The sequence below is a fragment of the Zooshikella ganghwensis DSM 15267 genome, from assembly GCF_000428585.1.
Lineage (GTDB): Bacteria > Pseudomonadota > Gammaproteobacteria > Pseudomonadales > Zooshikellaceae > Zooshikella > Zooshikella ganghwensis.
This window is the reverse complement of sequence record NZ_AUAF01000056.1, coordinates 14,145-28,679: the sequence shown is the minus strand read 5'-3', so window position 1 is coordinate 28,679 and position 14,535 is coordinate 14,145. Positions and strand designations below refer to the sequence as shown.

Sequence of the window (14,535 nt, the reverse complement as noted above, 5' to 3'; positions counted from 1 at the left end):
CCGTACGCATCCTGGGAACGTGGCACGAATGAAAATACGAATGGCTTGATACGACAGTATTTTCCAAAGGACACGGATTTTAATAAAGTGAGTGATGAAGATATTCAGTTTGTAATGGATCGTTTGAATGAACGCCCGAGGGCAACAAGGAATTTCAAATCACCGAATGAAATGTTTTTAGGGTGGCGAGTCGATTTACTCGCTAATTAAGAATTGCACTTATTAGTTGAAACCAAGAACCCCATAAATGGGGTTTTTTTATTTTAACTAAGCGATTTATGCTTGGTCGCCAGCAATAACAGAGTCTAATGCAAGCTCGATCATATTTTTAAATGTAGTTTGGCGGTCTTCAGCAGACAACGCTTCACCGCGGCGAATATGGTCGCTTACAGTAAGAATAGCAAGGGCATTAGCACCATACTCTGCAGCAACACCATATAATCCTGCGGCCTCCATTTCAACACCCAATACATTGTATTTTTCCATAGCATCAAAAGATGTTGGATCAGGAGTATAAAATAAATCGGCAGAGAAAATATTACCTACTCGCACAGGTAAATTTTTTGCTTTTGCAGTGACATAAGCATTTTGTAGTAAGCCAAAGTCAGCCAGTGCAGCAAAATCATAGTTTTTGAAGCGGATGCGATTTACACTTGAGTCTGTACTTGCACCCATGCCAATAATGACATCTTGCAAATTGATATCTGAATGGATAGCGCCACAGCTTCCGACACGAATAATGTTTTTAACATTATATTCAGTAATTAATTCTTTTGCGTAAATTGAAATAGATGGGATGCCCATGCCTGATCCCATTACTGAAATACGACGGCCTTTGTATGTGCCGGTATAGCCGAACATATTACGTACATCAGTAACGAGTTCAGCATTTTCTAAGAAATTTTCAGCAATAAATTTGGCGCGAAGAGGATCACCTGGCATTAAAACTGTATCAGCAAAAGCACCGTCTTTAGCATTAATGTGTGGTGTTGGCATAACTACTTTACCTCAATTAATTAAGAAAAGATGTTCCGTATTCCATGGACTCTAATGAAAAATAAGACGCAAGGCTTTGACCAATGTCGGCAAATGTTTCTCGACCACCTAATGAGCCCGGCTGAACTTTTTTGCCATAGACCAGAACCGGAATGTGCTCGCGTGTATGGTCTGAACCTGGCCAAGTAGGATCACAGCCGTGGTCTGCAGTGATAATGAGGACATCATCATCTTGCATAATATCAAGCAGCTCAGGTAAGCGCTGGTCAAAATACTCAAGTGCTTTAGCGTAACCTGCAGTATCACGACGGTGGCCGTATGATGAGTCAAAGTCAACAAAGTTTGTGAAAATAAGGCTTTGGTCTGATGCTTGATTCATTTCTGTTAACGTTGCATCAAATAAAGCTTCTAGACCTGTAGCTTTGACTTTGCGGGTAATGCCCTGGTGTGCAAAAATATCCGCAATTTTACCTACACTAATAACGTCTCCACCTTTGGCAACAAGTTTATCAAGCACAGTTGCAGAGGGAGGTGGAACAGCATAATCACGACGGTTGCCAGTGCGTTGAAACTCCTCGGGTGACTCACCAATAAAAGGGCGCGCAATAATACGACCAATATTGTATTTATCACAGAGTTTACGTGCTATGAGACAAAGCTCATAGAGGCGTTCCAGGCCAAAGCTATCTTCATGACAAGCAATCTGGAAGACGCTATCAGCAGAAGTATAAACAATAGGCTTGCCTGATTGACGGTGCTCTTCACCTAAACGTTTGATAATTTCGGTACCTGATGCGTGGCAGTTACCTAAAATGCCAGGCACTTTGGCTTCAGCAATAAACTCATCTAACAGCTCTTGAGGGAAGCTATTTTCCTTTGGCTCAAAGTAACCCCAATCATAGAGTACTGGAACACCTGCAATTTCCCAGTGACCACTTGGCGTGTCTTTACCACTGCTAAGTTCTTTCGCGTAACCGTAGGCACCTGTAATATTAACTTGGGATTCTACAGCTTGCGGGAATGCGCCTGCACTTTCTTGCGCGGCATGCATTAAACCCAGTTGTGACAAATTAGGTAACTTAAGAGGGCCTGTGCGGCCCTCAATTTCAGCCTGGCCATTGGCACAGGCTGCTGCAATGTGACCCAAGGTATTAGCACCAGTATCGCCAAATTTGTCAGCATCTTCTGTTGCACCAATACCAAAAGAATCAAGAACCAGAATAATGGCTCGTTTCATGCGTGCATCTCCTACTGCTTGCTCACATCCTCCTTCGTAATACGTTCATACACACAAGGGTTTGCTGCTGGGCGCTGATCACTGATGGTGATTGCGTTAATAATTTGCTCCTGAACTTCAGCAAACTGAGCTTCGTTGCGTGCATGCACCGTAAGTAGAGGTGTTTGCGTATCGACTTGATTGCCTAATTGACAAATATCTGTCAGTCCAACGGCATAGTCAATAGTGTCAGTGGGTCTTTGCCGTCCACCACCAAGTTTAACAACTGCTAAGCCTAGTGCTCGGGTGTCCATAGCAGAGACGTAACCTGATGTTGGGGCGTAAATTGGTTTAACAACCTCGGCTTTTTCAAGGTAATTATCATAGTTTTCCACAAAGTCTGTGGGTCCACCTAAGCTTGTCACCATTTTGCCGAAAATTTCAGCGGCTTGACCATTGTCCAGGCAAGTATTTAGCTTGCTCCGTGCATCATCCAGGTTAGTCGCTAATTTTGAGAGGGCTAAAAGCTCAGCGCACTGCTCAATGGTAACTTCATGAAGACGAGGATTACGATATTCGCCAGTTAAATATTTTACGGCCTCACGTACTTCAACAGCATTTCCTGCAGAGCTTGCTAAGCACTCATTCATATCTGTGAGAAGGGCTGATGTAGCAGTACCAGCACCATTAGCAACTGCAACAATACTTTCAGCAAGTGCTTTGGAGTCTTCATACGTTGGCATGAAAGCGCCAGAGCCTACTTTAACATCCATGATTAATGCCTCTAAGCCTGCTGCTAATTTTTTAGATAGGATCGAAGCGGTAATCAAATGAATAGATTCTACAGTGCCTGTAACATCGCGGATGGAGTAAAACCGCTTATCCGCTGGAGCGAGGTCGGCGGTTTGACCAATAATGGCAACACCAACATCTTTAACGGTTTTTCTGAACAGAGCATTGTCTGGGCAAGTTTGGTAGCCTGGGATGCTGTCGAATTTATCTAGTGTACCACCGGTATGACCTAAACCGCGTCCAGAGATCATTGGTACAAAGCCACCACATGCGGCAAGCATTGGGCCAAGCATCAGGCTGACAACATCACCGACACCGCCAGTGGAATGTTTATCAATAATAGGTCCTGGTAGATTTAAGTCATCCCAGCTTAGAACGGTACCTGAGTTACGCATTGCCAAGGTGAGCGCAACACGTTCATCCATGGTCATCCCATTAAAAAAGATAGCCATCGCGAGGGCTGAGATTTGGCCCTCTGATACGTTACCATTGGTGATGCCTCTAACAAAAAATTCAATTTCAGCTTTGCTGAGTACATTGCCATCACGCTTACGACGAATAATTTCTTGAGGTAAAAACATAATTAATAACCTTTTGATTCTGTGGGTTGCTCACCATGACCTAAAGTGTGAAGTAAACTTGCAAGCAAGCTACTGGCACCAAAACGGAAGTGTTCTGGTGTTACCCAGTCGTTACCCATAATTTGCTCTGCAAGTGCAATGTACTCGGCAGCTTGGGCTGCGTCTTTAACACCGCCTGCAGCTTTAAAACCACAGTTTTTACCAGATTCTTTAATGGCTGTGAGCATCAGTTCAGCAGCTTCAGGGGTGGCATTGACAGGCACTTTTCCTGTAGATGTTTTTATGAAGTCAGCTCCAGCGCTGATAGAAATTTCACTGGCTTTTTTAATAAGAGCTGGGTCTTTTAATTCACCACTTTCAATAATGACTTTTAGTAATACGTTTGAGCCACATGCTTTTTTACAGGCAGCAACCAAGTCATGACCTATTTGCTCATTGCCTGCAATTAATGCTTTATACGGAAAAACAACATCAACTTCATCAGCTCCATAAGCAACAGCTGCCGCTGTTTCTTTTACAGCGATTTCAACATCATCACCACCCGCAGGGAAGTTGGTAACAGTTGCTATTTTAATTGCGTCTGCATTTAGTGATTTTAATGTTTTGGCTGCAACAGGAATAAAACGAGGATAAATACAAATAGCCGCTGTGTTACCGACAGGCGTTTTGGCTGACTGACAAAGAGAGATGATTTTTTCTTGAGTGTCATCATCGTTAAGTGTCGTCAAGTCCATGAGTTGAAGAGCACGTAGTGCAGCATCTTTAATATTTTCCATAAGTCTCACTCATTCAAAAACTTTTAAGGCGAAATGCCAGGAAAAAAAGAGGTTAAAAAAACACTATTTATAACAGATAGTTTTTAATGCGAAAAAAGCCTTAATGTAAACAATAGCAAAAGAAAAAAATCTCGAAGAGAAATCGTGCTATTGGCATGATTACAAAAAAATTCAGGCTTTCAAAATGGCAACACCTACCAAAGGTAGGTGTTGCTGGATTGGGCAATAATGCCTAAAGCATAAAGAATAAGCCTGCCAAGGTCGCACTCATCAAGTTCGATAAAGTACCTGCAGCAACGGCTTTTAATCCTAAGCGTGCAATATCAGGACGGCGGTTAGGTGCCATGGCACCAAGGCCTCCTAGTAAGATGGCAATAGAGGATAGGTTGGCAAAACCACACAGCGCAAAGTTGGCAATTACCTGTCCTTGCTCTGTCAGCCCACCAGTTTTAATAAGTTCGCCATAAGACATAAAGGCAACAAACTCATTAGCAATGATTTTCTGACCGATTAGCGAGGCAACTTGCGTAATATCTGCAGCAGGTGTACCAATGATGAAAGCAATGGGGTAGAAAACCCAGCCTAAAATTTTCTCAATGGTTAATTCTGCTATACCAAATAATTCACCTGTCCAACCTGTAATTCCGTTAAGTACGGAAATTAAGCTTATAAATGCAATCAGCATTGCACCTACGTTAACACATAGCTTAAGACCATTAGATGCACCAACTGCGGCAGCGTCAATAACATTCACTGGTTGGTCTGGATCATCATCAATAGCACTTTGAATATCTTGGTGTGGCTCTTCAACTTCAGGCTTAATAATTTTAGCCATCAGCAGACCACCAGGAGCAGACATAAAGCAGGCAGCCAGTAGGAATTTAAGATCACCACCCATGCTGACATAGCCAAATAATACAGTACCTGCAACAGATGCAAGGCCACCGACCATGATTGCAAATAGTTCAGACTGGGTCATACGTGAAATAAAAGGACGAACAAGCAAAGGTGCTTCAGTTTGACCTACAAAAACGTTGGCTGTTGCTGAGAGAGATTCAGAGCGGCTGGTACCAAGCAACTTCTGAATTCCACCACCAATTACACGGATCACTAACTGCATGATTCCTAGGTGATAGAGAACAGCGATTAAAGATGAAAAGAAGATGATGACTGGCAAGACTTTGATAGCAAATAAAAAGCCCCAGTCGCCTGCACCAGGGTTTATTAAGCTACCAAATAAGAAGCCGATCCCTGCATCTGCATGAGCAAAAAGTTTACTAACGCCACTGGCAAGTGCTTCGATTGCACTACGACCTGCATCAAAATAAAGCGCAAAAGCGCCTAAACCTGCTTGGAGCAAGAATGCACCGGCAACAGTGCGTGGATTAATCGCTTTTTTGTTATCTGAGAGTAGGAAAGCTATCCCAAGCAGGGTAACGATCCCTAATAGACTGATTAAAATTTCCATGGAGCATAAACCTCTTACTGCTTTAATATTATTTGGCACCGATTATTACAAATCGAAAAAAACTATAGAAGTAATTTTATTTGCTTTTTTATCTCTGCTTAACCTGGATCAATTTACATTTTTTAGGGCAATAAAAGCGATAGCCATCTTATAAAAATGGGTAGCCCAACCTTAAATCTTGAGAAGAAAATCACAAAGATATTCTTCTCAGTGCTGTTTAAAGAAATGCATTTAGAAATTAAAGCTAGCAGGCAGTAGCTCACTCATTTGCCATAGCGTTGTTTCTTCTTTTTTATCGCATGCTGCATAGATAGGAGCACTTTCAGATAAAAACTCTGCCATGACTTGGCGGCAGGCTCCACAAGGTGAGTAAAGCTTATTGCCAGGCATGTAGATCAGCAAACCTGCAAGGTCTTCTTTTTTTAGTCCTTGTGAAACAGCTGAAAAGATGGCTGTACGCTCTGCGCAATTGGTTAGGCCAAAAGAAATGTTTTCAACATTGCAGCCAGGAATTATTTGTCCGGCTTTAGTGAGAAGGGCTGCACCTACAGGAAAGTCACTATAGATACAGTATGCATTTGCTGCAGCTTGTTTGGCAGCTGCTTTCATAGCCATGAGTGTATCATGGGGAATTTCATTCATACCAAAACCCTCTGATAATCTGCTAGATAAGCTTTAAAGCAAATAAGCAGTTTACCAATGACTATCAATAAAAGATGGTTTTTAGATCAGTAGCCTGGTGCCTTGAAGCCTTATTTAAGCTCAACAATGGCAAGAAACTTTTAGCACGGTAGTTTGTTTCAATGCTCTGACTATTATCAATCAAACGTTTCACTAGCCATGATGTTGTGATCAAAACCATCATTCGTTACTACTATACCCTTTACCAAGCAATTGCAAATCAACTGCTTATTTTCGGTATGCAAAACAATAGTTTAAACACACTCAATACGGTTTGTATGAATGTGTAAAAATGAAAAAGGGCCTTTAAGCCCCTTGTGTATTATAGTTTTAAGCCAACTTATTGATTTAACTGTTATTACCGTCACAGATTGCCATCACTTGAACGAAAATGCAAGCACCTACTCTGTAAATCCTGGTGACTCAAATGATTTAAAAGAAGGGCGTGATTTCACATAAATGAAATTCGGTTAAAGACCTCATAAATGTCATGTGAAGATGGATTCTTGTCAATTTACTTCTATAATTCTGACGTTTTTAAGCGGTTATTTTGACGTACATCATATTGATAGGCTGACACTTCTATACTGGAGAACGTCCTTTTAATCAATGTCACCACTGTAAGGTTTAATATGGAATGGCTTTTTGATCCTCAAGCGTGGATCGCTTTAGCAACGCTAACAGCACTCGAAATAGTTCTGGGTATAGATAACATCATTTTTATATCCATTTTGGTTGGTCGCTTACCACAGAGTGAACGGCAAAAAGGGCGGTTAATTGGCCTATCACTTGCCATGGTTATGCGAATTGGATTGTTGTTGTCTTTAACCTGGATTATGCAACTGACAGCACCACTTTTTACGGTGATGTCACAGGAAATCTCTGGGCGAGACCTCATATTACTGGCTGGGGGGCTGTTTCTGATTGCAAAAAGTACCTTTGAGATCCATAACTCACTTGAAGGGCCAGAAAGTCATCAGCAAAAGCAACAGCAAGTTAGTTTTTTAAGTGTGCTGATCCAGATTGCTTTGATTGATATAGTGTTTTCATTTGACTCAGTCATTACCGCTGTAGGCTTGGCTCAACATGTTCAAGTAATGATTATTGCTATTGTGATTGCGGTCATTGTGATGATGGTTGCAGCAAAATCAATCAGTGAGTTTGTCGATCGCCATCCCAGTATTAAAATGCTTGCATTAAGCTTTTTGGTCTTGATTGGAACGACCCTGGTTGCTGAAGGTTTGGATTTTCACATTCCTAAAGGATATATCTACTTTGCTATGGCTTTTTCCTTTGGCGTGGAGGTGCTCAATATGCGTCGCCGAAGCCGTCAAGGAGTACCTGTTGTATTACACCGACCTCTTAGTAAGGAGGGGATAGAAGAATAACCTTAGCGGCAGTGAGTTTTCAGGGTATAATTTTGCGCCAACTTGCAACTATGGAGTAAAGGGTCCAGCCTGTGTATCACTTACTGCGTCAACTATTGTTTACATTACCACCAGAACTAGCTCATGATGCTGGTTTAACTGCCATCAAGACGGGTCAAACACTAGGTTTGACCCGTTTTTTTATGCCTCAAATACCCGAATGCCCTGTTAAGCTCATGGGGTTAACTTTCCCAAATCCTGTGGGGCTTGCTGCAGGTATGGATAAAAATGCAGACTGTCTTGATGGGTTAGGCAATTTGGGATTTGGTTTTATCGAGGTGGGTACGGTTACCCCAAAACCTCAACCAGGAAATGAGCGTCCACGTTTATTTCGAATACCTGAGAAACAGGCCATCATCAACCGAATGGGGTTCAATAATAAAGGTGTTGACCACCTTGTTGAGCAAGTGGTTCGTCGCAAGTACTCAGGAATCGTTGGGGTTAATATAGGAAAAAACCTAACAACGGCTGTCGAGCAAGCAAATGAAGACTACTTAACCTGCTTACGCAAAGTATATCTTGCAGCTGACTATATTGCGGTCAATATTTCTTCACCTAACACCCCTGGTCTAAGAACGTTACAGTTTGGAGACTCATTAAAACAGCTGTTATCCCGCTTAAAAACAGAGCAGCAAACGCTTGCTAAACGCTATGGCTGTTATCGTCCATTAGCCCTTAAGATAGCGCCTGACTTAACAGATGATGAGATAATGTTAGTGGCAGATGCCGTTTGTGATCAAGGTTTTGATGGCATCATTGCAACGAATACGACGATAGATAAACAGCAGGTTTCTGACTATAAGCATGGGCAAGAAACGGGAGGACTTAGTGGCACTCCATTAAAGGAAGTGTCAAATAAGGTCATTAGTGCTTTGCGGTCTGAATTAGGGCCAGATTTCCCCATTATTGGGGTTGGCGGAATTATGTGTGCAGAGGATGCAGTACAAAAAATTAAGTCTGGCGCAGATATCGTGCAAATTTACTCTGGATTTATCTACCAGGGACCCACTCTAATCAGGGACTGTGTATTAGAGATTAAAAAGTCACTCGAAAAAGAAACTTGAGTTGATATGTGACAGGGCCTATAAAACTTAGGCCCTGGTTTGTTGGTGTGTTAAAAGTGTAAGAGGAGGTAGTCTAACTGTAGTGGAGCTGCTGCTGTTTATGAATGCCAGATACACCGGTATAGCCATCCCAGCTATCGGTTCGTCCCTCGCGCCAGCCGCTTAGCCATGCTTGTCGTTGATTGAGTTGATCGTGTGGACAGGATTCTTTAGGTTTTCCTGTGACGCCTGATTGATACCCTTTTTGGAAAGCCCTTTCTTCTCTACTTCTTTTTTGTCTTTTCATAATCCAGATCGCCTCACTGGCTTTAATGAGTGAATTGAATGATTACAGTAGTAAGTATTTTGCAAAAGGAATGCTTACATTAAACTGGTGGTTAATGACCCCTCTTAACACACACCTCAGTTAGAGTAATAGCGGATAGCACTCTTAAAGTTAAGAAATCATTATTTATAGATAATTAATCTTTTATTAATCTTCTCTATATGAGTTTAGTTCATTGAAGTAAATCAATACAGGTAACAATAAGCAATAATGAAGATTATGCTTTGAATTCATCGTAGATCCGCTAGAATAGCCGGATTTTTTTACCTGCTCAGATGATGACGTACTATGGCAAATACGATAGTTGACTGCTTTGTAACATGTGCAAAGCATTTGGAGGGTTTGTTAGCTGAAGAGATTCAGTCGCTAGGAGGGCGAGAAGTTAAAGAAACCGTTGCCGGCGTGACATTCAAAGCGGCAATGCTGGATGTCTACCGTATTTGCATGTGGAGTCGTCTTGCTAACCGGGTTCTACTTCCTTTGGTTCAAGGCAAAGTTGAACGTGCTGATGACTTATACGCATTGGTACAACAAGTGCCCTGGGAAGATCATCTATCACCAACAGGAACCTTAGCGGTTGACTTTTCTGGTTCTTCAAATGCAATCAGACATACTCGATTTGGCGCACAAACGGTTAAAGACGCCATTGTCGACCTCTTAAGGACTAAAACAGGAAAGCGGCCCACGGTTCAGATTAAACAGCCAGATTTAAGAGTTAATGCTTATCTTAAGCGTGATCACGTTATTATTGCTCTAGACTTGTCAGGTGACAGTTTGCACCAACGGGGCTATCGACTACAAGCAGGGACAGCACCACTCAAAGAAACATTAGCGGCAGGCGTTTTGTATCGTCTAGGTTGGCCAAACCGCTGGCAAGAATACCCAGTGCTGATTGATCCTATGTGTGGTGCTGGAACACTGGTAATTGAAGCTGCTCATATGGCTATGGATCGAGCTCCTGCGCTGAATCGTCAGTATTTTGGTTTTAACCGTTGGTATGGACATACTCCTCTGCACTGGCGAGAAATTGTCACTGAAGCTCAAGATCGCTTTGCTGCGGGCCTTGAACGTGAACTACCTGAGTTTATTGGATTAGAAACTAATCAAGCAACGCTTAAAGCAGCATGTAACAATATCCACCGAGCAGGTTTACAAGATAAAGTCCAAATTAAACACCAAGATCTTTCTACATTACCGCAAGTTATTGGCAACTTAGGAAAGGGGTTTTTAGTCACTAATCCTCCCTATGGAGAGCGTTTAGGAGAGGATGCCACACTACTTTATTTGTACCAAAACTTAGGAACCCAGCTAAGAGAGCATTGTATGGGCTGGGATGCAGGACTGATTACTGGCAACCCTGAACTGGCGAAAAGAATGGGACTAAGAGCTAAGCGTCAGTATTCATTTTTTAATGGTGCCTTGCCTTGTAAGCTGTTGACCTTTGATGTTTCACCAGAGTATGTAGTAAAAGCCCATAAACACGCAGAAGGGCAGACTCAACCCAGCCGTGAAGCTTATGTAGAAGCACCTGTTTCTGCAGGAGCAACAATGTTTGCTAATCGGCTTCGTAAAAATATTAAAAAGCTAAAACCTTGGCTAAAACAACAGAATGTTGATTGTTATCGAATCTACGATGCTGACATGCCTGAGTATGCGTTTGCCATTGACCGCTATGCTGATTGGCTTCATGTTCAGGAGTATGCTCCTCCCGCCAGTGTTGATCCTGAGCGTGCACAGCAGCGCTTGCTGGATGCTTTGAGTGTTCTACCGGATGTAACAGGTGTTGCGAGTAACCAAATTGTGCTTAAGCAGCGTCGAAAGCAAAAAGGAACTCAGCAATATAAGCAACATGATCAAACCGGTGACTTCTTTCCTGTCACTGAATATCAGGCTCGGTTCTTGGTTAATCTAAAAGATTATCTGGATACTGGACTGTTTTTGGATCACCGGCCGATGCGGCGACAAATATTTGCTGAGGCAAGAGGTCAGCGTGTACTGAACCTATATTGTTATACTGCATCTGTGTCCGTTCATGCGGCACTGGGTGGGGCTGCTTCTACAACCAGTGTGGACTTGTCTCCGACTTACATTGGCTGGGCTACAAAAAACTTTGCCCTGAATGGGTTAGGGGAGCAGCATCAGTTGGTCCAGGCTGACTGCTTAAAATGGTTGGAGCAAAACCACACTCAATACGACCTCATTTTTATTGATCCTCCTACATTCTCAAACTCAAAGCGTATTGAACAAGATTTTGATATTCAGCGTGATCATGAGAAATTATTAACGCTGGCTATGTCTCGTTTGAACAAGCAAGGTACTCTGTATTTTTCTAACAACTTCAGGCGCTTTAAGTTTGTGGATCAGCTGCTTTATCGGTTTGAGGTAGAAGAAATATCTAGCAAGACGATAGACCCTGACTTTGCTCGAAACCCTAAAATTCACCGCTGCTGGCGACTTTGCCATCGAAACTGATTTGCAGGGAGCGTGTCATAATGACAATCGGCGATCCCTCGCCGATTGACTGAGAAGTGGGCTATTTGGTCTAATACCATAAGTTAATGCAATTTATCTCAGTAAGTGAACTAGGTTCCAAATAGCAGAAGTTTGCTGACGAGTATCAATTTATATAAGGCCAGTTGCAGTATAATCCGCTACTAATGCCCCATTAAAGAGGGTGTAGAGGGTTGGTTAGTCCGTTTAAGTAAATTTAAGTGATACCGTTCCAGGACAGGGGGCGGTAAATACTGATTTGCCAAGTAGTTATTAGTTAAGCAGTAGTTGGAGACATATTATGCCTGAGATCATTGTTACCATTGCTGGTTTTTTTCCAATGATCATTTTTCCTGCCGCTACAGTGATTCAGTTGGTTGCACTGTTAAAAAGCAAAACAGGAAAAGGGGTCAGTAAAATGACTTGGTTTCTCTTCGGAATTGCAAATATTGGTGCTTATCTGATGAGTCCACAGAACTATGCATCAATTCAGTCTATTGTTGGATTTTTAGGTACAGCATTGATCGACTTTGTTATCGTCTTTCTTGCGTTTAAGTTCGATTTAAGTGAACGTAACGAAGCTAGTCGTTGTAGCGCTGCTGTTACAAACTAGCTTGCTTCATCACTACAAAAAAAGCCCTGTTTAAGGGTTTTTTTTATGCCTTTTATTTTATAGTTGCTTTTACAAAATGGCTAAACATGCTACTGCATGTTTAATGATAGCAGCCTTAAGTTTAATAAATGTTAGCGGGTTCATGAGTGCCGTGCTGACACCGCTATCACGAAAAAAGGGTATTTTTAGAAGTACCTATAAGTTCTTATCAATAAAATATCGCAAGAGCGGTTACTTATATGCTATAAAACACTTGATTTATAACTTATACCTGTCATGAAGCATTTAGGATTTGCCTAAACCTCTGAAAACCTTTCGTCATAGGTATATTTATCGAGCTTAAATGTATGACAAAACGAAAGCTAATACTTTACTCTACAGAAGGTTGTCACCTGTGTGAACAGGCATTATGTTTGATAAACTCAACTTCTCATATATCAAGCATAGATATAGAGATTGTTGATATTGCTGTATGCGACAAGTTAATAGCGTTATATGGTGTACATATTCCAGTACTGGAAGATAAACTCAGAGAAAAAAAACTATTTTGGCCTTTTGATGAGGTGCAATTATCAACATGGCTTTCAGAGTAACAAATTATCGCTTGTTCAAGTTGCATTTTTCTTTGTTAGTTTGGGCTTTGCTGATCTCATTCATTCCAGTTTCAGTAGCACAAGGACATGATCATAGCGAAGTGGAAAACAAGTCACTACGTGTGATCAGTTTGGCTCCTCATATCACTGAGCTATTGTATGCTGTTGGAGCTGGAGAGAATATTGTTGGTGTAATTGATGGTAGTGATTTTCCTCCAGATGCACAAAAAAAACCTATTATTGGTGCTTATAACTTACTTAATTGGGAACAAATTTTTGCAGTTCAGCCGCAATTGATTATTGCTTGGGGGAGTGGAAATAAGCACTTACTTGGGGGAAAGGCTGAGCAGTTAGGTATACCTATTATTTTTTCAGAACCGAAAACATTACAAGCTATCGAAGATGAGTTGATTCGGTTTGGTTCGATAACGGCTCATGAGTCTGAAGCAAAACAAGCTGCTTTAGCGTTTAAACAGCGATGGCAGCAGTTAGCATCTCAGGTTAAGTCGAAATCTTTAAAACAAAAAGTCGCTATATTATTAAATATTAATCCAATTCAAACACTGAATGGACAACACTTAACGTCTGAAGTTGTTTCATTGTGCGGTGGTGAAAACATATTTTATGATGCTAAAGTTATAGCGCCTCAAGTAAATTTTGAAGCGCTTCTTGCACATCAACCTGATTGGTTAATAGTTACTGATCCTCTATTTTTAAAGCAATTAACAGGGCGTTGGAAGACTTTAAAAGCCGTTCAACAAAAACGAATAATAACGGTTAATCCGGACCAATTTTTACGACAAACACCTCGTATTTTAGTTGCAATGGAAACAATTTGTCAGAAATTAACTGGCGTAAAAATCGGCGAGTAATAAAAAGCTTCCATTGTCTTAACTTACCAATCAATACCTTCTTGTGCTTGAATACCCGCATCAAAAGCATGTTTAACGGGCTGAATGTCACTTACTGTATCAGCTATGTCAATTAACGCTTGAGGGCAACCTCTTCCGGTAATAATAACCGACTGCATGGCTGGACGTTGCTGTAATGCACTCATAACCTCTTCTATTGCTAAGTAGCCATAGCGTAGCACATAAGTCATTTCGTCAAGGACAACAAGCCGTAGGTTAGGGTCACTTAGCATTACTTTTCCTGCTTTCCAGACTTCTTGTGTAGCAGCGATATCCACTGTTTTATCTTGAGTCTCCCAAGTAAAACCTGTTTTCATCACATGAAAGGTAGCGCGCCCAGTTTGCTCTAAAAGTTGACGTTCACCACAAGGCCAGTCACCTTTAATAAACTGTATTATACCTGTGTGATAACCATGTCCTATGCACCGTGCTACATTCCCAAATGCGGCAGTTGTTTTTCCTTTACCATTACCGGTTAAGACAATAATGATGCCGCGGGACTCATTGGCCGCTGCAATACGTTGGTCAATATGTTGTTTTTTTTTAATCATACGCGCCTTGTGGCGCGCGTGCTCATTATTTGTCATAAGAGTTTAGCGTCA

At 41.6% G+C, this 14,535-nt stretch carries 15 protein-coding genes and 1 pseudogene; 8 read left to right on the top strand and 8 right to left on the bottom strand.

Annotation, left to right across the window (positions count from 1 at the left end; translation table 11 throughout):
• Positions 1 to 210, top strand: a pseudogene (locus tag F607_RS34655) (IS30 family transposase); the annotation flags it as partial.
• 66 nt (positions 211 to 276) lie between these two features.
• Here the strand turns inward: F607_RS34655 and deoD are convergent.
• The 6 genes from deoD to F607_RS0113390 all read right to left on the bottom strand — a co-directional run bounded on the left by deoD (position 277) and on the right by F607_RS0113390 (position 6,471).
• Entirely contained in the window at positions 277 to 996 is a 720-nt protein-coding gene (gene deoD, locus F607_RS0113420; protein WP_027708497.1) for a purine-nucleoside phosphorylase, read from the bottom strand.
• A 16-nt stretch (positions 997 to 1,012) separates the two neighbouring features.
• Positions 1,013 to 2,233, bottom strand: a complete 1,221-nt coding sequence (locus tag F607_RS0113415) for a phosphopentomutase (RefSeq protein ID WP_027708496.1) — start codon at positions 2,231 to 2,233, stop codon at positions 1,013 to 1,015.
• 11 nt (positions 2,234 to 2,244) lie between these two features.
• On the bottom strand, positions 2,245 to 3,585 hold the full coding sequence (gene deoA, locus F607_RS0113410) for a thymidine phosphorylase (RefSeq protein ID WP_027708495.1): 1,341 nt from the start codon (positions 3,583 to 3,585) through the stop codon (positions 2,245 to 2,247).
• Positions 3,586 to 3,587: 2 nt separating this feature from the next.
• Positions 3,588 to 4,361 carry a deoxyribose-phosphate aldolase gene (gene deoC, locus F607_RS0113405; protein WP_027708494.1) on the bottom strand — a complete coding sequence of 258 codons (774 nt, stop codon included), beginning with the start codon at positions 4,359 to 4,361 and terminating at the stop codon, positions 3,588 to 3,590.
• A 232-nt stretch (positions 4,362 to 4,593) separates the two neighbouring features.
• Complete coding sequence (locus F607_RS0113400) at positions 4,594 to 5,829, bottom strand: NupC/NupG family nucleoside CNT transporter (RefSeq protein WP_027708493.1); 1,236 nt, start codon at positions 5,827 to 5,829, stop codon at positions 4,594 to 4,596.
• Between the two features lie 231 nt (positions 5,830 to 6,060).
• Positions 6,061 to 6,471, bottom strand: a complete 411-nt coding sequence (locus tag F607_RS0113390; RefSeq protein WP_027708492.1) for a cytidine deaminase — start codon at positions 6,469 to 6,471, stop codon at positions 6,061 to 6,063.
• 321 nt (positions 6,472 to 6,792) lie between these two features.
• Between F607_RS0113390 and F607_RS34095 the strand changes: the two genes are divergently transcribed.
• The 3 genes from F607_RS34095 (at position 6,793) to F607_RS0113370 (ending at position 9,001) form a co-directional block, all read left to right on the top strand.
• Complete coding sequence (locus F607_RS34095; protein WP_157365469.1) at positions 6,793 to 6,969, top strand: hypothetical protein; 177 nt, start codon at positions 6,793 to 6,795, stop codon at positions 6,967 to 6,969.
• A gap of 173 nt (positions 6,970 to 7,142) precedes the next feature.
• Positions 7,143 to 7,898, top strand: coding sequence for a TerC family protein (locus tag F607_RS0113375; RefSeq protein ID WP_027708491.1), 756 nt, complete (start codon positions 7,143 to 7,145; stop codon positions 7,896 to 7,898).
• Positions 7,899 to 7,969: 71 nt separating this feature from the next.
• Positions 7,970 to 9,001 carry a quinone-dependent dihydroorotate dehydrogenase gene (locus F607_RS0113370; RefSeq protein WP_027708490.1) on the top strand — a complete coding sequence of 344 codons (1,032 nt, stop codon included), beginning with the start codon at positions 7,970 to 7,972 and terminating at the stop codon, positions 8,999 to 9,001.
• A 73-nt stretch (positions 9,002 to 9,074) separates the two neighbouring features.
• On the opposite strand, the gene rmf is transcribed toward F607_RS0113370, so the two are convergent.
• Positions 9,075 to 9,287, bottom strand: a complete 213-nt coding sequence (rmf, locus tag F607_RS0113365) for a ribosome modulation factor (RefSeq protein ID WP_027708489.1) — start codon at positions 9,285 to 9,287, stop codon at positions 9,075 to 9,077.
• A 327-nt stretch (positions 9,288 to 9,614) separates the two neighbouring features.
• Between rmf and rlmKL the strand changes: the two genes are divergently transcribed.
• The 4 genes from rlmKL to F607_RS29670 all read left to right on the top strand — a co-directional run bounded on the left by rlmKL (position 9,615) and on the right by F607_RS29670 (position 13,894).
• Complete coding sequence (gene rlmKL / locus F607_RS0113360; protein WP_027708488.1) at positions 9,615 to 11,798, top strand: bifunctional 23S rRNA (guanine(2069)-N(7))-methyltransferase RlmK/23S rRNA (guanine(2445)-N(2))-methyltransferase RlmL; 2,184 nt, start codon at positions 9,615 to 9,617, stop codon at positions 11,796 to 11,798.
• 319 nt (positions 11,799 to 12,117) lie between these two features.
• On the top strand, positions 12,118 to 12,429 hold the full coding sequence (locus F607_RS29675; protein ID WP_051311466.1) for a hypothetical protein: 312 nt from the start codon (positions 12,118 to 12,120) through the stop codon (positions 12,427 to 12,429).
• A gap of 347 nt (positions 12,430 to 12,776) precedes the next feature.
• Positions 12,777 to 13,022, top strand: a complete 246-nt coding sequence (locus F607_RS0113350) for a glutaredoxin family protein (RefSeq protein ID WP_038291304.1) — start codon at positions 12,777 to 12,779, stop codon at positions 13,020 to 13,022.
• Complete coding sequence (locus F607_RS29670; RefSeq protein WP_051311465.1) at positions 13,007 to 13,894, top strand: cobalamin-binding protein; 888 nt, start codon at positions 13,007 to 13,009, stop codon at positions 13,892 to 13,894. The genes F607_RS0113350 and F607_RS29670 overlap by 16 nt, the downstream gene beginning before the upstream one ends.
• Positions 13,895 to 13,917: 23 nt before the next feature.
• Here F607_RS29670 and cobO read toward each other — a convergent pair whose 3' ends face one another.
• Positions 13,918 to 14,520: a cob(I)yrinic acid a,c-diamide adenosyltransferase gene (gene cobO / locus F607_RS0113340; RefSeq protein ID WP_027708486.1), complete on the bottom strand. Its 603-nt coding sequence runs from the start codon at positions 14,518 to 14,520 to the stop codon at positions 13,918 to 13,920.
• Positions 14,521 to 14,535 lie beyond the last annotated feature (15 nt).